The sequence below is a fragment of the Diplocloster hominis genome, from assembly GCF_032380655.1.
In the GTDB taxonomy this organism is placed as follows: domain Bacteria; phylum Bacillota; class Clostridia; order Lachnospirales; family Lachnospiraceae; genus Diplocloster; species Diplocloster hominis.
This window is the reverse complement of the sequence record NZ_JAWDIY010000004.1, coordinates 205,528-222,070: the sequence shown is the minus strand read 5'-3', so window position 1 is coordinate 222,070 and position 16,543 is coordinate 205,528. Positions and strand designations below refer to the sequence as shown.

The window sequence follows — 16,543 nt, the reverse complement described above, 5'->3', positions numbered from 1 at the left end:
AACCAGATTTGCACCCTGGGTTTCGGACACTATCATGGATTAATTTTAATGAAAAGAATCAGGATAAATAGAGCTTCCGGTAATCCCTGGGGGTCAGGTCCGTCAGCTTTTTGAAAATAATCGAGAAATACTGGGGCTCGTGAAAACCCACGGCATAGGCGATCTCGGTAATTTTGCGGGATGGATCTTTCAGCAGCCCGATTGCTTTTTTGATCCGCACTTCATTCAGGATCTCTGTAAAATTTTTACCGGTCTCGCTGGTGATCAGCGTGCTTAAATAGGAGGGGGACAGGTATACGATCCTGGCGGCGTCGTTTAGTGATATATTGTCCTGATAATTCCGGTCGATAAAATCGGTGATCTTTTGTACGATTACCTGTTTGGTACCGGATTTTACGGTATGATAATCTCCGAGATCCATAATGAGATTCAGCAGAAGGTCTTTGAGGACCTCGATGCTCTCACACCGGATCACTTTCTGGAAGTTTGAATAGCGCTCCAGCAGGATGGCCAGCTGTCTGGCATCCTCCCCGATGGTTTTCTGGATACAAAGGGAAAAGAGGACCACGAACGAACTTTTGAGCAGGCTGGCGTCGCTTCCGAAAGAGGACAGGAACTCGGAAAACAGGCGGTCTGTGAACAGGCTTAAGCTGTCGGGATTTCCGCTGCTAAGCCAGGTTAAGATATCCTGACAGAATCCCAGCAGCTGATTATAGTCCGTAACCAAAGGGAGGGATCCCGGCGCGTGAAACATATGGACACTCCCGTTCCCGGTAAAGAATTTCTGGCTCAGCGCCCGAAGTCCCTGGATGTAGGCCTCGTGCAGGGTGTCATAACCGTGGCGGACCTCGCTGACCCCGGCGGAGACGGTGATGTGGAAGAAATCATAGACCCGTTGCAGCAGCTTTAGCAGATAGCTTCTCATTTCCTCAAAGGAAGAGTCCTTTTGTGACAGCAGCAGGATAAATACCAGATGGGCATTGTCTGCCTTTACCATCAACAGGTTTTCCCGGGCTGTCAGATTCTCGCAGAACACCATGAGGTTCTGCAGGCGGAACGGATCGTTCTCGATATCGTCATCGAATTTCAATACACAGACCCGGTAATCGCGGATTCGGTTCAGGAGATTTTTTACCTGGGGGAGCAGCGAAGTATTGTGATAGATCCGGCCGTTTAGGAGGCTTCTCAGGATATGCTCCTGCTGAGTCTCTATTTTTTTGTTTTCCCTTTCCTGCATGATCTTGGCGATAAGTTTGCGAATCGAGTCCTCCAGCTCCATGAAGTTGATGGGTTTTAACATGAAAAATGCCGCGCCCAGGTTCAGAGCGTCCTTGGCATAATCAAAATTCCGGTGCCCGGTCAGAATGATAAATTGGGTGAACGGGTATTTTTCACGGATGTATTTTAAAAAAGTCAGTCCATCGATCCCGGGCATAACGATATCCGAGATCACCAGATCAGGCGGTGTATTCAGACACAGCTCCAGGGCCTGGAGGCCCGAACCGGCCGCACCGAACAGTTCACAGCCCATCTCTTCCCAGGAAAAGGCGTTGGCGATGCTGTTGCGGATACCGGCCTCATCTTCGACGATTAATACTTTCAGCATGTTTATCTGTCTCCTTTCTCGCAGGGAATCCGTAAAGTAACGGCCGTCCCCGCATACAGCCGGCTTTCGATGGTAAAGCCGTATCGTTCCCCATATAAAATGTGAATCCGGTTCTGAATATTCATGAGCGCAATATGATGTCCCTTAGCGTCCGCCTCTTCCGGATGGGAGGGGGCAGAATCCTGCAGGGCAGTCAACAGCCCGTCACGCATCCCCACACCGTCATCTAAGATGACCGCGGTCAGAATCTGTCCGTCACTGGATACGCGCAGCGAGACCTGGCCGGTCCCGTCTTTGGGCGCCAGACCGTGGGAGACCGAGTTCTCCAGAAACGGCTGAAGGATCAGCTTTGGAATTCTGCAATCCAGAAGTTCCTCGGGTACCTGGATGCTGAAGGTGATTTTATTTTCGTATTTGCAGTGGATGATCCGCTCATAGTGGCGGATGTATGTAAGCTCATCCCGAAGCGTGTACCAGTTGTCATCGCCTGCCTCCAGGTCTGCCTGCAGCATATAGCTTAAACTTCCGATCATGTCGCATACCTGGTCAGCCTCGTACTCATACGCTTTCCAGCTGATGAGCTGCAGGGTATTAAACAGAAAATGAGGGTTGATCTGGGAACGCAGGATCTTGAGCTGCGCTTCCTTCTGGGCCAGCTGTGTCTTATATACGGTGTTGATCAGCGTATCCAGACGGGCCGTCATCCGGTTGAAGCCATGATTGATGGACTGGATCTCGCGGATATGGTGGGTATCTGGGAGGCTGACCTGCAGATTCTCGTGCTCCACCTCATTCATGGCCAGGACCACGTGTTCGATGGGATGCGTCAGATAGCGGGAGAGACGCACGGTGAGAAAGACGCCGGCCGTGATGATACCGGCGGTAATGACGATGAACAGGTACAGGATCTGCCGGAAATCCTTTAGCAGCTTATTCTGGTCCAGAGTGATGGCGGCAGTCCAGTTCCGGTAAGGGAAATCCGTGGAAATATTCCGGAATCCGGAATAAACGATCAGATGGTCCTTTGCCCTGACCGATCCCTGATCCTGGGTCAACTGTTCGTAAGGATAGGGAAACGGCCGTCCCAGAAAGGCGGTACTGTTGGAACAAAGCACGGTTCCCTTGTCGTCCAGGATATACAGCTGTTCCGGATCAATGGTGTTGAAAGCCTCGAATTTGTCCAGCAGAAAGTCCTTGGACAGCCGGATAACGAAAAAACCCTGCACTTCATATGTGGAGTAGTCATATAACACCTTCGCGATGTCGATACAGTCATCCCCGGTATGGTAGCCCAGCCAATTCATCTCCACGGGATAGATCAGCGAATGGCGGTAATAGGAGCTGTCGAAGGGGTCGGGCAGGTTCACGGGTTTGCTTCCGTACTGGAGCGCAGAGCCGGCCCCTTTGATATACAGATCCAGCTCCTGCAGGTAATAGTCATCCATGGTCTGCGGTACGAACTGGTCTGAGACAGCGGTCTTGTATTCATACCACCGGTCGGCGGCTGTTAAGGGAGAACTTAAGAGCGAACGGATCACAGGGTCGTCCGACAGACGGTTGATCTTGGCGTCAAATGTGGTGATGGCCTGGGAGATTCCGACACTGGTCTGGTATACAATATTGCCGCAATACCCCTTTGCCTGCTCTTCGTACAGCGACGCATAGAGGCGGGCGGGAACGGCCAGCAGCAAAAGGGCCGTGGCGGACAAAAGCCCTGAGATGCAGAGAATCAGAAGCGGCTGGAAGGAAATCCCCTGTTTTTGTTTTAAAATTCTTATCCTTTTCATAACTGTCCTCCGAATGAGAAGGAAAATTCCTGTGGCAACAAATTCTGTTCGACATGAATCGACGTTTTTATAAAACAATGATATTATAACATGAGAAACTGTAAAAGATCCATAAGTTATGGACAGAAATCGGACGGGAATTAGTAGATTTGTACAAAGTGTATACCCATATTTATAAAAATATTCGTTTGGGGTGAAATAGAAAAATATTATAAAGAAGGAACCATAATTACTGAATTTATTTTATTATTTATCCCCGTATAATAAAAATCAGCAACACACCACAAAGAAAAATCAAAACGGAGGCGATGTCATGAAAAAATGGATCAGTGTAGCGCTATCGGCAATGTTAACCTTAAGCCTGGCGGCAGGGTGCGGGACACAGGCGGATAGCAGCGGGGACAAAGGGGATTCCTCACAGGCGCAGGCCGGACAGGAAACACAAAGCCCAAAGGTGCAGTCCGATGGGGAAAAGAAAGAGATCAACATTACCTGGACGAATGCTCATGTACGGTAAGGAAGCAAGCAACCGAAAACAAGAGATAGACCGCCAGCACTACACTATTCCGAACCAAAGACCAAAAGATAAGCATTGTGGGAAAATCTAAACTTTTGGATTTTCCTACAATGCCGACTACGGCGGAATCCCTCCCACTCCTTATATCTTTCTTTCCGTATACATTGAATTTGTATTTAGTAAATGCTATAATGTCCCTATTCAAATTATAAATGTGTTGAATTAGTTACATGTACATATTTTTTGTGCCGGAGGAAGTGAAATGAAACAAAAAATTTATCTCATTACAGGCTTAATGGCTTCTGGAAAATCTACAGTTTCCGATTTACTGGCAAAATCAATAGAAAAATGCGTCCATCTTCGTGGTGATGTGTTCCGAAAAATGATTATTTCAGGCAGAGAAAATATGTCAGCTACCCCATCAGCGGAAGCAGTCCGCCAGCTGTACCTTCGATACAAATTGACTGCTGATGCGGCAAGGTCATACTTTGACAACGGCTTTTCTGTAGTGATCCAAGATAACTACTACGGTGATGAATTAAACCGAATGATAAATTATCTGCATAAATACCCTGTTGAGGTTGTCGTTCTTTGTCCAGATGTGGAAACAATAAAAGAAAGGGAACGATACAGGGAGAAAACAGGCTATTCCGGCTTTACGGTTGAAACCTTATACGATACATTTATGCAGACAACACCACGGATCGGCTTTTGGTTGGACAATTCCAACCAAACACCACAGCAGACAGCAGAAAACATTCTGAACGCTAGGAAGCCGGTATGATTGTTACATATAAGGGGAAGAAAAATTTCTTTTAGGTACTTGCTTTCCTAAAACTGATGTGATATAATAGCTTCATTCCAGAAAAGGAGTAAAAAATATGCGGCAAGGTATTCTTAAATAAAACTATAATCAAATAGTGGGAACAAAGAATTATGATAGCTCCTTTTGTGGGGGCTTGGTTTTTTGTACCCAATTTAAGAATACTTTTGCCTTATCAATTTTGACATATTCAAAAAACAGCAATCACAAATAGGTGTATGCTGTATATGTGTATGTCCGCAAATTAGAATCCCCAGTGGTAAAAGTATTTTACTGCTGGGGATTTTTATGCCCTTTGGGGCTGTAAAGGGAGGACAATCACATGAAAATAATCAATATTGGAATTCTTGCCCATGTAGACGCTGGAAAGACGACCTTGACGGAGAGCCTGCTATATGCCAGCGGAGCCATTTCAGAACCGGGGAGCGTCGAAAAAGGGACAACGAGGACGGACACCATGTTTTTGGAGCGGCAGCGTGGGATTACCATTCAAGCGGCAGTCACTTCCTTCCAGTGGCACAGATGTAAAGTTAACATTGTGGATACGCCCGGCCACATGGATTTTTTGGCGGAGGTGTACCGCTCTTTGGCTGTTTTAGATGGGGCCATCTTGGTGATCTCCGCTAAAGATGGCGTGCAGGCCCAGACCCGTATTCTGTTCCATGCCCTGCGGAAAATGAACATTCCCACCGTTATCTTTATCAACAAGATCGACCAGGCTGGCGTTGATTTGCAGAGCGTGGTTCAGTCTGTTCGGGATAAGCTCTCCGCCGATATTATCATCAAGCAGACGGTGTCGCTGTCCCCGGAAATAGTCCTGGAGGAAAATACCGACATAGAAGCATGGGATGCGGTCATCGAAAATAACGATGAATTATTGGAAAAGTATATCGCAGGAGAACCAATCAGCCGGGAAAAACTTGCGCGGGAGGAACAGCAGCGGGTTCAAGACGCCTCCCTGTTCCCAGTCTATCATGGCAGCGCCAAAAATGGCCTTGGCATTCAACCGTTGATGGATGCGGTGACAGGGCTGTTCCAACCGATTGGGGAACAGGGGGGCGCCGCCCTATGCGGCAGCGTTTTCAAGGTTGAGTACACCGATTGCGGCCAGCGGCGTGTCTATCTACGGTTATACAGCGGAACGCTGCGCCTGCGGGATACGGTGGCCCTGGCCGGGAGAGAAAAGCTGAAAATCACAGAGATGCGTATTCCATCCAAAGGGGAAATTGTTCGGACAGACACCGCTTATCAGGGTGAAATTGTTATCCTTCCCAGCGACAGCGTGAGGTTAAACGATGTATTAGGGGACCAAACCCGGCTCCCTCGTAAAAGGTGGCGCGAGGACCCCCTCCCCATGCTGCGGACGACGATTGCGCCGAAAACGGCAGCGCAAAGAGAACGGCTGCTGGACGCTCTTACGCAACTTGCGGATACTGACCCGCTTTTGCGTTGCGAAGTGGATTCCATCACCCATGAGATCATTCTTTCTTTTTTGGGCCGGGTGCAGTTGGAGGTTGTTTCCGCTTTGCTGTCGGAAAAATACAAGCTTGAAACAGTGGTAAAGGAACCCTCCGTCATTTATATGGAGCGGCCGCTCAAAGCAGCCAGCCACACCATCCATATCGAGGTGCCGCCCAACCCGTTTTGGGCATCCATAGGACTGTCTGTTACACCACTCTCGCTTGGCTCCGGTGTACAATACGAGAGCCGGGTTTCGCTGGGATACTTGAACCAGAGTTTTCAAAACGCTGTCAGGGATGGTATCCGTTACGGGCTGGAGCAGGGCTTGTTCGGCTGGAACGTAACGGACTGTAAGATTTGCTTTGAATACGGGCTTTATTACAGTCCGGTCAGCACGCCGGCGGACTTCCGCTCATTGGCCCCGATTGTATTGGAACAGGCATTGAAGGAATCGGGGACGCAGCTGCTGGAACCTTATCTCTCCTTCATCCTCTATGCGCCCCAGGAATACCTTTCCAGGGCTTATCATGATGCACCGAAATACTGTGCCACCATCGAAACGGCCCAGGTAAAAAAGGATGAAGTTGTCTTTACTGGCGAGATTCCCGCCCGCTGTATACAGGCATACCGTACTGATCTGGCCTTTTACACCAACGGGCGGAGCGTATGCCTTACAGAGCTGAAAGGATATCAGGCCGCTGTCGGTCAGCCGGTCATCCAGCCCCGCCGTCCAAACAGCCGCCTGGACAAGGTGCGCCATATGTTTCAGAAGGTAATGTAAAGATACATAATCGTCAAGACGGCAACAATCAGAAGTTATGGAGGGTAACAATGGAATATAGTAAGGAAGATTTAATGGAAGCAAAAAAGCAAATTTGGGGAGTGGGAGAGAACATGGGAACAGAGGAAAGTAAAAAAATCTGGGAGGAGAACGCACAATTTTGGGATAATGCAATGGGTGACGAATCTAATGAATTTCACAGAGAGGTAGTGCGTCCCAAAGTAACGGAACTTCTATCTCCTAATCCTGCGGATTACATTTTGGATATTGCGTGTGGCAATGGAAATTATTCTTCGTATCTTGCACAAAGAGGCGCTTCGGTTGTCGCTTTTGATTACAGCAAAAAAATGATAGAATTGGCTAAAAGACGGCAATCACAATATGCAAAACAAATTGAATTTTGTGTGGCGGATGCGACCGATAGAAAAAGTATATTAGAATTAAAAAGAAATCGAGCCTTTACGAAAGCAGTTTCTAATATGGCAATTATGGATATTACGGATATTGAACCACTTCTTATGGCTGTTTATGAACTGTTGCAGGAAAGCGGAATTTTTGTCTTTGCAACGCAACACCCTTGTTTTATCACGTTGACTGAAAAATATATGACACCGCACAGTTACTATGGTATAGCGATTGAAGGGCAACCGGAGGAGCAGATTTATTATCATCGTTCCATACAAGATATTTTTAACCTTTGTTTTAGAGCTGGATTTGTCATTGATGGATTTTATGAAGAATGTTTCAAAAACAACAAAGAAATTCCTATGGTAATGATAGTAAGGCTTAAAAAGGTAAAACGTGATAGCTTAAAATAAATTCAAGTTTGCCGGATAAATAGCAAACCTGGCCGAGCCAGTCAACGGTCAAGATGAACGGGCTTCGCCCGCCGTTGACAGCCCCGCCCGGTTTTGCAGTTAGGCAGTCAAGGAGCGACAGCCTAAAGTGCTGCCGCCCCTTACTATCATAAAAAGCAACTACTAACCAGCCACAGCCCTTTTGGGAGGAAAGGGGGATTTTCCATGACCTGTACAGAAGAATATCGGGAACATATCGAGTACACTTTCCATGCCTTTTGCAAAGTCGTTATCCGAAATGCAACGATCAACGCAGCGAGGACACGGAGCAGGAAGCACAAAAGAGAAATATCCCTTGAATACCTCACAGACGAAAAGCACTACCCTTTAGGCACGACAGATGAATATTTCCAAGCCCCGGAGCCGGACGAGGAATACATACTTACCCTTTGCGGCGATACGGTCATTTTCAGCAGCGGCTTACTTGCGGAAGCCCTGTCACGGCTGGACGAACGGGAGCGGGAAATGATTTACCTGTCCTTTTTCAAGCGTATTCCACAGCACGAAATTGGCAGACAGTACGGGCGCAGCCGCAGCACAGCGGGCTACCATATCCGAAAAGTCCTACGGCAGCTCCAAGCGGAAATGGAGGGAATGGCATATGAGAAATAATAGGCTTCTCCCCTATGAAACAATCGTCCAAGCCACCAGCGGGGAGCCGGAAGCGGTGGGAACTGTATTGCAGTATTACCGCCGCCGCATACAATGTGCCGCCCGTGTGAATGGACGGGTAGACCAAGATACAGAGGACTACATCACCCAGACGCTTCTCACAGCTATTTTCAAGTTCCGCTTTGGGAGATAGCCCTACCGCCTACAACTGAATAACCGCCGCTTCGCCGGCAACCAGAAAGCAGTAAATCTATTCAACAGATTTGCTGCTTTTTTTCGTTCCTGTTTGGCATTTTTGAAAATCCCCAGTATGAAAAAACAAAAGGGAAAATTGCCGCCGCAGTTGGCAAAATCCCTTACTTATCCGTGGAGGGTATCAAAGAAAAAAATACTGCCATTGTCCGCCTTTTTCGGCTTGCGTGGTGTTGTAGGGAATAAGGGGAAATTCTAAAAATCTCCGTCCATTTTGCTTTGCGTGGTGTTGTAGGTAGTGAAAGGAAAATTTTCAAGATATGCCGGAATAGCGGGTAGCAAAGCCCTTTTGAAACGTCTTGTTAGCGGAAAGTACGGAAGCCGGGGAACGCCGGAGTTTTTCAGAGCAAGATTCTACCGCAGTACCAAAATTCGCTTATCGCTCATTTTGCCCCTGCGGGAATCTTGTTGGGGAGTGCCTTCCCCAAACCCTGCTTATGCGGCTTACGCCGCTGGAAAATCCCTCAAAATAATTTTTCGGATTTTTCAAAAACAGTTCCGCTTTACACCCTGTTTTTCTCCTATTAGTGAGAGGACACCACGCACAGCCGAAGGAGGTTTTACCATGCGAAAACGATATAACACGCCGCACCGCAGCCGGGTAGTCAAGACACGCATGACCGAGGAAGAATACGCCGAGTTTGCGGAAAGGCTTTCTGCTTACAACATGAGCCAAGCCGAGTTTATCCGGCAAGCCATAACCGGGGCAGCCATACGCCCCATCATAACCGTTTCCCCCGTCAATGACGAGTTGCTTGCCGCTGTCGGGAAGCTGACCGCCGAATACGGCAGGATCGGCGGCAACTTAAACCAGATAGCCCGGACGCTGAACGAGTGGCACAGCCCCTACCCGCAGCTTGCCGGGGAGGTACGGGCGGCGGTTTCCGACCTTGCTGCCCTAAAGTTTGAAGTCTTGCAGAAAGTGGGTGACGCTGTTGGCAACATTCAAACATATCAGCTCTAAAAATGCGGACTATGGCGCAGCGGAAGCCTATCTCACATTTGAGCATGACGAGTTTACCATGAAGCCCACCCTTGATGAAAACGGGCGGCTGATACCGAGGGAGGATTACCGCATTTCTTCCCTCAACTGTGGGGGCGAGGATTTCGCTGTTGCCTGTATGCGGGCTAATCTCCGCTATGAGAAAAACCAAAAACGGGAAGATGTGAAAAGCCACCACTATATCATCAGCTTTGACCCACGGGACGGGACAGACAACGGCTTGACCGTAGACCGGGCGCAGGAGCTGGGCGAGCAGTTCTGTAAAGAGCATTTCCCCGGACACCAAGCCTTAGTCTGCACCCACCCGGACGGGCATAACCACAGCGGCAATATCCATGTGCATATCGTCATCAACTCCCTGCGGATTTATGAAGTCCCGCTTCTGCCCTACATGGACAGACCAGCCGACACACGGGAGGGCTGCAAGCACCGCTGCACCAACGCCGCTATGGAATATTTCAAGAGTGAAGTCATGGAGATGTGCCACCGGGAGGGGCTTTACCAAATCGACCTCCTAAGCGGCAGCAAGGAACGGATAACCGAACGGGAATACTGGGCGGCAAAGAAAGGACAGCTTGCCCTTGATAAAGAGAACGCTGTCAGAGAAGCCGCAGGACAGCCGACCAAGCCCACCAAGTTTGAAACGGACAAGGCGAAGCTGCGCCGGACGATACGGCAGGCACTTTCCCAAGCTGGCAGCTTTGACGAATTTTCTTCCCTTTTGCTGCGGGAGGGTGTGACCGTCAAGGAGAGCCGGGGGCGGCTTTCCTACCTCACGCCGGACAGGACAAAGCCTATCACAGCCCGGAAGCTGGGGGACGATTTTGACAAGGCTGCTGTCCTTGTCCTGCTTACGCAGAACGCCCACAGAGCCGCCGAACAGAGCAAAGCCATACTCGAATACCCTGCCGCGGTTAAAAAGCTGTCACAAGGGGAAAAAACCACAAAAACCACCCCGGCAGACAACACCTTGCAGCGCATGGTTGACCGGGAAGCCAAGCGAGCCGAGGGCAAGGGCGTGGGCTATGACCGCTGGGCGGCAAAGCACAACCTAAAGCAAATGGCAGCTACCGTTACCGCCTATCAGCAGTACGGCTTTTCTTCCCCGGAGGAACTGGACGAAGCCTGTTCTGCCGCCTATACCGCCATGCGGGAAAGCCTTACAGAGCTGAAGCAGATGGAAAAGACGCTGAACGGGAAAAAGGAGCTGCAACGGCAGGTGCTTGCCTATTCCAAGACCCGCCCTGTCCGGGACGGGCTGAAACAGCAGAAAAACGCCAAAGCAAAAGCAGCCTACCGTCAGAAGTACGAAAGCGACTTTATCATAGCAGACGCAGCCGCCCGCTATTTCAGGGAAAACGGCATTTCCAAGCTGCCGAGCTATAAAGCCCTGCAAGCAGAGATTGAAACCCTTATCCAAGAGAAAAACAGCGGCTACAACGATTACCGGGCAAAACGGGAGGAATACCGCCGCTTACAGACTGTCAAGGGCAATATCGACCAGATTTTACACCGGGAGCGCAAGCCTGTGAAAAGGCAGGAACAGGAACGATAAAAACCGCCCCAAAATGTACCCGAACCTATACAGAACAAGGGGGCTGCCCCGTACCCTATCCGCAAATACCAAAGGATTTTTTAACGGGCTTATAGGGCAGAAAAAACCCGAAAATGATACCGAGATGATACAGAATTACCGCCGATACCGCCACACCAGCGGAAACGGCAGAAAGGAGCGCACCCATGCCAAGAATGAGCAAGAAACGGCGGCTGGAATGGTCTTTTTTCCTGCGGCAAGTGAAAGTCGGGAATTCCACCTGCGATCGTATCACATACAATGACCTCTGCCGGGGCTGTACCCATAGCTGCAAGCAGAGCTTCCGGGCGGTTATCATACTCTGCCCCCACTACTACTCCAAACGCCGGAAAAAGGAGGACAGGGACAATGGCAGATAACCGCAAGTATTACTACCTCAAGCTGAAAGAGAACTTTTTTGACAGCGACTCCATTGTGCTGCTGGAAGATATGAAAGACGGGATTTTATACTCCAATATCCTCTTGAAGCTGTACTTAAAATCGCTGAAAAACGGCGGGAAATTGCAGCTTGACGAGCATATCCCCTACACAGCGCAGATGATAGCGACACTGACCCGCCACCAGATAGGGACGGTTGAGAGGGCTTTAGAGATTTTCCGGCAGTTGGGGCTTGTGGAGCAGCTTGACAGCGGGGCTTTCTATATGACCGACATTGAGCTGATGATAGGACAGTCCTCTACCGAAGCCGAGCGGAAACGGGCTGCAAGACTGGAAAACAAGGCACTTTTACCGCCCCGGACAAAAGGCGGACATTTGTCCGACATTCGTCCACCAGAGATAGAGATAGAGTTAGAGAAAGAGATAGAGATAGAAAAAGAGAGAGAGGGAGAAACGGGACACCCCGCCCCCGCCGCTTATGGCAGATACAACAATGTGATACTGACCGATACAGAGCTTTCCGGGCTAAAAACAGAGTTGCCCGACAAGTGGGAGTATTATATTGACCGGCTTTCCTGCCATATCGCTTCCACCGGGAAACAGTACCACAGCCATGCAGCCACCATTTACAAGTGGGCGCAGGAGGACGCTGCCAAAGGCAAGGCTGCCCCGAAACAGGGCATACCCGATTATTCATGCAAGGAGGGCGAGAGCTTATGAAAAACGGAATTGAAGCTATGATTACGGACATTACAGCCACTACCGCCGAAGCGGAGGACTACACAGGCGAGGACGGGCTTTTATACTGCGGTAAGTGCCATACGCCCAAAGAAGCCTATTTTGCAGAGGGAAAGACTTGTTTCGGGCGTGACCGCCACCCGGCAGAGTGCGACTGCCAGCGGGCAGCCCGTGAAAAGCAGCAAGCCGCCGAAAGCCGACAGAAGCACCTTGAAAAAGTGGAGGACTTGAAACGCCGGGGCTTTACCGACCCTGCTATGCGGAACTGGACATTTGAGCATGACAACGGCAGAAACCCGCAGACCGAAACCGCCCGCTTTTATGTGGAGAGCTGGGAAACCATGCAGGCTGAAAATATCGGCTACCTGTTTTGGGGCGGCGTGGGGACGGGAAAAAGCTACCTTGCCGCCTGTATCGCCAACGCCCTTATGGAAAAAGAGGTTGCCGTCTGCATGACAAACTTTGCAACGATACTGGGTGACCTTGCCGCCAGCTTTGAGGGCAGGAACGAATATATTTCCCGCCTTTGCAGCTACCCTCTGCTGATACTTGATGATTTCGGTATGGAGCGAGGAACAGAATACGGGCTGGAACAGGTTTACAGCGTGATTGACAGCCGTTACCGAAGCGGCAAGCCGCTGATCGCCACGACCAACCTCACGCTGGAGGAATTGCAGCACCCGCAGGACACGCCCCACGCCCGTATCTATGACAGGCTGACTTCCATGTGCGCCCCCGTCCGCTTCACGGGCAGCAACTTCCGAAAGGAAACCGCACAGGAAAAGCTGGAACGCTTAAAGCAACTGATGAAGCAGCGAAAGGAGAGCCTATGACAGAAACGAAACAGACAAGCACCACCAAAACAGACCGCCGCCCGGACTGTGTGACGGAAATCCGCATGGGCAACTCCGTCCTTACCGTTTCCGGCTTCTTCAAGCAGGGCGCAACCGACACCGCAGCCGACAAGATGATGAAAGTGCTGGAAGCGGAAGCTGCTACACAAAAAACGGCGATTTGACCGACCATAAAGAAGCAGATTTGACGCTTTTGCCGCTATACAGACAGCCGCCCCATGTGGTACAATCAAGGTACGGAATAGTGGGGCTGGCTGTCGGAAACGGAGGATTTTATGTTAAGACAGACCAACCAACAACCAATTACCGCCCTTTACCCAAGACTATCCCATGAGGACGAGCTGCAAGGCGAAAGCAATTCCATTTCCAATCAGAAGCGTATCCTTGAAACCTATGCAAAGCAGAACGGCTTTTCCAATCTGCGCTGGTACACGGACGACGGTTATTCTGGTGCGAACTTTCAAAGACCCGGTTTTCAAGCCATGCTTGCGGACATTGAAGCCGGAAAAGTCGGGACAGTTATCGTAAAGGATATGTCGAGGTTAGGGCGAAACTACCTGCAAGTGGGAATGTACACGGAAATGATTTTCCCACAGAAAGGTGTCCGCTTCATCGCTATCAATGACGGAGTGGACAGCGCACAGGGCGACAATGACTTTGCCCCGCTGCGGAATATCTTTAACGAATGGCTGGTGAGAGATACGAGCAAGAAAATCAAAGCAGTAAAACGCTCAAAAGGCATGAATGGCAAGCCCATCACAAGCAAGCCTGTGTATGGCTACCTCATGGACGAGGATGAAAATTTCATTATTGACGAGGAAGCTGCACCCGTAGTCAAGCAGATATACAACCTCTGTCTTGCCGGGAATGGTCCGACCAAGATAGCCCGTATGCTCACAGAGCAGCAAATCCCCACGCCGGGAACGCTTGAATACCGCAGGACGGGCAGCACCCGCCGCTACCACCCCGGCTATGAGTGCAAGTGGGCGACCAATACCGTAGTGCATATCCTTGAAAACCGGGAATACACAGGCTGTCTGGTAAATTTCAAGACAGAAAAACTTTCTTACAAAGTCAAGCACAGTGTAGAAAATCCCCCGGAAAAGCAAGTGATTTTCGAGAACCACCACGAGCCTATCATAGACACCCAAACATGGGAACGGGTGCAGGAGCTTCGCAAACAGCGCAAACGCCCAAACCGCTATGATGAAGTGGGTTTGTTCTCCGGCATACTGTTCTGTGCGGACTGCGGCAGCGTGATGTATCAGCAGCGATACCAGACGGACAAGCGCAAGCAGGACTGTTATATCTGCGGCAACTACAAGAAACGCACCCATGACTGTACGGCGCACTTTATCCGCACCGACCTCTTGACCGCTGGTGTACTCTCCAATCTGCGGAAAGTGACCAGCTATGCGGCAAAGCATGAAGCCCGGTTTATGAAACTCTTGATTGAGCAGAACGAGGACGGGGGCAAACGCAGGAACGCCGCCAAGAAAAAGGAACTGGAAGCCTCCGAGAAACGCATAGCCGAGTTATCCGCTATCTTCAAGCGGCTGTATGAGGACAGCGTGACCGGGCGCATATCAGACGAGCGTTTCACAGAGCTGTCGGCAGACTATGAAGCAGAGCAACGGGAGCTGAAAGAAAGAGCCGCTGCTATTCAAGCGGAGCTTTCCAAAGCACAGGAAGCCACCGTGAACGCAGAAAAGTTTATGAATGTTGTCCGGCGGCATACCAGCTTTGAAGAACTTACCCCTACTCTGCTGCGGGAGTTTGTAGAGAAAATCGTTGTGCATGAGTGCAGCTATGACGAGAACAAGACCCGCAGACAGGACATTGAGATTTATTATTCTTTTGTTGGCAAGGTGGACTTGCCCGAATAACCGCCCGACCTATCCGACACAATGCGCAAGTGCCGGATAGGAACGGCAAAATTTTTTACACTTCTATTACTTCTTTATCGCACATCAGTAAATATTAAAGAGAGCCAGCAGCAGGTCTGGCAGGATTATGTAATCAAACCCTTCGAGGAAAAACACCCGGATGTGAAAGTGAATTTCCAGGGGATTCCCGACCTTCAGAATACGATCCGGGTACAGATCGGGGCAGGAGCCGGACCGGACATGTTCTATATGGACAGTATCGATATTCCGGATTTTGCCTCCACGGGCCATCTGCTGAATATTGAGCCTTACCGGGAGCAGTACGGGATGGATGATTTCATGTTTGACTGGGCGATCGATTCTACGGAATACAAGGGAGAAATGTATGCCCTTCCCCACTCGGTGGAAGCGACGGCCATGACCTATAATAAAACACTCCTTGACCAGCTCGGCAAGGATGTACCAAAAACGAGGCAGGAGTTTGTGGACATATGTGATGCGGCATTGGCAGCCGGTCTGATACCGGTATCTTTCGGCTATTCTGGAGAAAATATTCTGCTGACCTGGCCCTATGAGCATTATATCACCTGCTATGCGGGAGGCGAAAAGACAGCGCAGCTGTTAAAAGGAGAGATCGGATTCGATGACCCGGACATCAAAGGGGCGTTCGCGCTGTTAAAAGCGGACTGGGATGCGGGTTATATCAATGACAAAAAGAGCGGGGCCATTAAAAATGATGAGGCAAGGACGTTGTTTACCAATCAGAAGGCAGTGTTTAACTTTGAGGGACCCTGGCTGACTCTTGTTGACACCCCTCCCGGGACCTGGGAGTTTGAATGGGGACAATGTGCGTGGCCGTCCATGAAGGATGGTATGCCGGCGGCTTCCGCCATCACCCTCGGTGAAGCCATCGGAATCAATGCGGATACCAAATATCCGGACCTGTGTGTGGAGCTGATGATGGACTTTTATATGAATGAAGAGAAATGCGCGCAGGCAGTGGCTGCTGGATTCTCCACTCCCGCCCGCTCCATCGATGCATCCAACTATCCCGAAGATATGCCGGATCAGATCCGCACGACACTGGATGTGCAGGATCAGAATATGAATGCGGAATCTGTCGGCTATGCACCCTGGGGGTTCTATCCGTCGAAGACGGCGTGGTTCTTAAACGATAACCTGGATAAAGTATTCTATGATCAGATGGATCTGGATACCTTCCTGCTCAAAGCACAAGAGTGCCTGGAACAGGATCTGGCGGATGGTTATGTGTTTGCAGGATGACAGGGCATATACGGGGAGGCTGCGGCGGATACACACCGCAGCCTTTTTTTCTTCCCAAACAGGGTGCTCTTGCTCTGAGGGAAGAAGAACCCGAAACTTCAGTTTTATGA

Annotated in this window: 16 protein-coding genes; 14 read left to right on the top strand and 2 right to left on the bottom strand. The window is 49.9% G+C overall.

What is annotated here, in order from left to right; genetic code table 11:
• Positions 1 to 58 precede the first annotated feature (58 nt).
• Positions 59 to 1,606, bottom strand: a complete 1,548-nt coding sequence (locus ABC831_RS05740; RefSeq protein ID WP_343247281.1) for a response regulator — start codon at positions 1,604 to 1,606, stop codon at positions 59 to 61.
• Between the two features lie 2 nt (positions 1,607 to 1,608).
• Complete coding sequence (locus tag ABC831_RS05735; RefSeq protein ID WP_343247280.1) at positions 1,609 to 3,393, bottom strand: sensor histidine kinase; 1,785 nt, start codon at positions 3,391 to 3,393, stop codon at positions 1,609 to 1,611.
• Between the two features lie 313 nt (positions 3,394 to 3,706).
• Between ABC831_RS05735 and ABC831_RS05730 the strand changes: the two genes are divergently transcribed.
• From ABC831_RS05730 to ABC831_RS05665, 14 genes are all read left to right on the top strand, one after another.
• The gene (locus ABC831_RS05730) at positions 3,707 to 3,910 is read left to right on the top strand and encodes a hypothetical protein (protein ID WP_343247279.1); all 204 of its coding nucleotides are present in this window, start codon (positions 3,707 to 3,709) and stop codon (positions 3,908 to 3,910) included.
• Positions 3,911 to 4,172: 262 nt separating this feature from the next.
• Positions 4,173 to 4,694 carry a P-loop nucleotide/nucleoside kinase family protein gene (locus tag ABC831_RS05725; RefSeq protein WP_102732904.1) on the top strand — a complete coding sequence of 174 codons (522 nt, stop codon included), beginning with the start codon at positions 4,173 to 4,175 and terminating at the stop codon, positions 4,692 to 4,694.
• Between the two features lie 361 nt (positions 4,695 to 5,055).
• Positions 5,056 to 6,975, top strand: coding sequence for a tetracycline resistance ribosomal protection protein Tet(W) (gene tet(W) / locus ABC831_RS05720; RefSeq protein WP_002586627.1), 1,920 nt, complete (start codon positions 5,056 to 5,058; stop codon positions 6,973 to 6,975).
• A gap of 50 nt (positions 6,976 to 7,025) precedes the next feature.
• Complete coding sequence (locus ABC831_RS05715) at positions 7,026 to 7,793, top strand: class I SAM-dependent methyltransferase (RefSeq protein WP_102732903.1); 768 nt, start codon at positions 7,026 to 7,028, stop codon at positions 7,791 to 7,793.
• Positions 7,794 to 7,997: 204 nt separating this feature from the next.
• Complete coding sequence (locus tag ABC831_RS05710) at positions 7,998 to 8,444, top strand: RNA polymerase sigma factor (RefSeq protein ID WP_003505338.1); 447 nt, start codon at positions 7,998 to 8,000, stop codon at positions 8,442 to 8,444.
• Positions 8,434 to 8,637 carry a helix-turn-helix domain-containing protein gene (locus ABC831_RS05705; RefSeq protein WP_003505336.1) on the top strand — a complete coding sequence of 68 codons (204 nt, stop codon included), beginning with the start codon at positions 8,434 to 8,436 and terminating at the stop codon, positions 8,635 to 8,637. The genes ABC831_RS05710 and ABC831_RS05705 overlap by 11 nt, the downstream gene beginning before the upstream one ends.
• Before the next feature lie 624 nt (positions 8,638 to 9,261).
• Positions 9,262 to 9,660 (top strand): plasmid mobilization protein, encoded by a 399-nt coding sequence (locus tag ABC831_RS05700; RefSeq protein WP_002569238.1) that lies wholly within the window; start codon positions 9,262 to 9,264, stop codon positions 9,658 to 9,660.
• The gene (locus tag ABC831_RS05695; RefSeq protein ID WP_002569237.1) at positions 9,632 to 11,254 is read left to right on the top strand and encodes a relaxase/mobilization nuclease domain-containing protein; all 1,623 of its coding nucleotides are present in this window, start codon (positions 9,632 to 9,634) and stop codon (positions 11,252 to 11,254) included. Before ABC831_RS05700 ends, ABC831_RS05695 begins: the two co-directional genes overlap by 29 nt.
• A 185-nt stretch (positions 11,255 to 11,439) precedes the next feature.
• A complete protein-coding gene (locus ABC831_RS05690; RefSeq protein WP_002569236.1) occupies positions 11,440 to 11,652 on the top strand; it encodes a hypothetical protein in 213 nt (70 codons plus the stop codon).
• Positions 11,642 to 12,391, top strand: a complete 750-nt coding sequence (locus ABC831_RS05685; RefSeq protein ID WP_002569235.1) for a phage replisome organizer N-terminal domain-containing protein — start codon at positions 11,642 to 11,644, stop codon at positions 12,389 to 12,391. The genes ABC831_RS05690 and ABC831_RS05685 overlap by 11 nt, the downstream gene beginning before the upstream one ends.
• Positions 12,388 to 13,242 (top strand): ATP-binding protein, encoded by an 855-nt coding sequence (locus ABC831_RS05680; protein WP_002569234.1) that lies wholly within the window; start codon positions 12,388 to 12,390, stop codon positions 13,240 to 13,242. The genes ABC831_RS05685 and ABC831_RS05680 overlap by 4 nt, the downstream gene beginning before the upstream one ends.
• Entirely contained in the window at positions 13,239 to 13,427 is a 189-nt protein-coding gene (locus ABC831_RS05675) for a transposon-encoded TnpW family protein (RefSeq protein WP_002569233.1), read from the top strand. Before ABC831_RS05680 ends, ABC831_RS05675 begins: the two co-directional genes overlap by 4 nt.
• A 111-nt stretch (positions 13,428 to 13,538) precedes the next feature.
• Positions 13,539 to 15,149, top strand: coding sequence for a recombinase family protein (locus ABC831_RS05670; protein WP_002569232.1), 1,611 nt, complete (start codon positions 13,539 to 13,541; stop codon positions 15,147 to 15,149).
• A 21-nt stretch (positions 15,150 to 15,170) separates the two neighbouring features.
• Entirely contained in the window at positions 15,171 to 16,433 is a 1,263-nt protein-coding gene (locus tag ABC831_RS05665; RefSeq protein ID WP_343247278.1) for an ABC transporter substrate-binding protein, read from the top strand.
• Positions 16,434 to 16,543 lie beyond the last annotated feature (110 nt).

What these genes read in the sequence shown, in the direction of transcription:
- ABC831_RS05740 (WP_343247281.1), bottom strand. Translation starts at nt 1,606, where the DNA reads ATGCTGAAAGTATTAATCGTCGAAGATGAGGCCGGTATCCGCAACAGC.
- ABC831_RS05735 (WP_343247280.1), bottom strand. Translation starts at nt 3,393, where the DNA reads ATGAAAAGGATAAGAATTTTAAAACAAAAACAGGGGATTTCCTTCCAG.
- ABC831_RS05730 (WP_343247279.1), top strand. Translation starts at nt 3,707, where the DNA reads ATGAAAAAATGGATCAGTGTAGCGCTATCGGCAATGTTAACCTTAAGC.
- ABC831_RS05725 (WP_102732904.1), top strand. Translation starts at nt 4,173, where the DNA reads ATGAAACAAAAAATTTATCTCATTACAGGCTTAATGGCTTCTGGAAAA.
- ABC831_RS05715 (WP_102732903.1), top strand. Translation starts at nt 7,026, where the DNA reads ATGGAATATAGTAAGGAAGATTTAATGGAAGCAAAAAAGCAAATTTGG.
- ABC831_RS05710 (WP_003505338.1), top strand. Translation starts at nt 7,998, where the DNA reads ATGACCTGTACAGAAGAATATCGGGAACATATCGAGTACACTTTCCAT.
- ABC831_RS05705 (WP_003505336.1), top strand. Translation starts at nt 8,434, where the DNA reads ATGAGAAATAATAGGCTTCTCCCCTATGAAACAATCGTCCAAGCCACC.
- ABC831_RS05700 (WP_002569238.1), top strand. Translation starts at nt 9,262, where the DNA reads ATGCGAAAACGATATAACACGCCGCACCGCAGCCGGGTAGTCAAGACA.
- ABC831_RS05690 (WP_002569236.1), top strand. Translation starts at nt 11,440, where the DNA reads ATGCCAAGAATGAGCAAGAAACGGCGGCTGGAATGGTCTTTTTTCCTG.
- ABC831_RS05685 (WP_002569235.1), top strand. Translation starts at nt 11,642, where the DNA reads ATGGCAGATAACCGCAAGTATTACTACCTCAAGCTGAAAGAGAACTTT.
- ABC831_RS05680 (WP_002569234.1), top strand. Translation starts at nt 12,388, where the DNA reads ATGAAAAACGGAATTGAAGCTATGATTACGGACATTACAGCCACTACC.
- ABC831_RS05675 (WP_002569233.1), top strand. Translation starts at nt 13,239, where the DNA reads ATGACAGAAACGAAACAGACAAGCACCACCAAAACAGACCGCCGCCCG.
- ABC831_RS05670 (WP_002569232.1), top strand. Translation starts at nt 13,539, where the DNA reads ATGTTAAGACAGACCAACCAACAACCAATTACCGCCCTTTACCCAAGA.
- ABC831_RS05665 (WP_343247278.1), top strand. Translation starts at nt 15,171, where the DNA reads ATGCGCAAGTGCCGGATAGGAACGGCAAAATTTTTTACACTTCTATTA.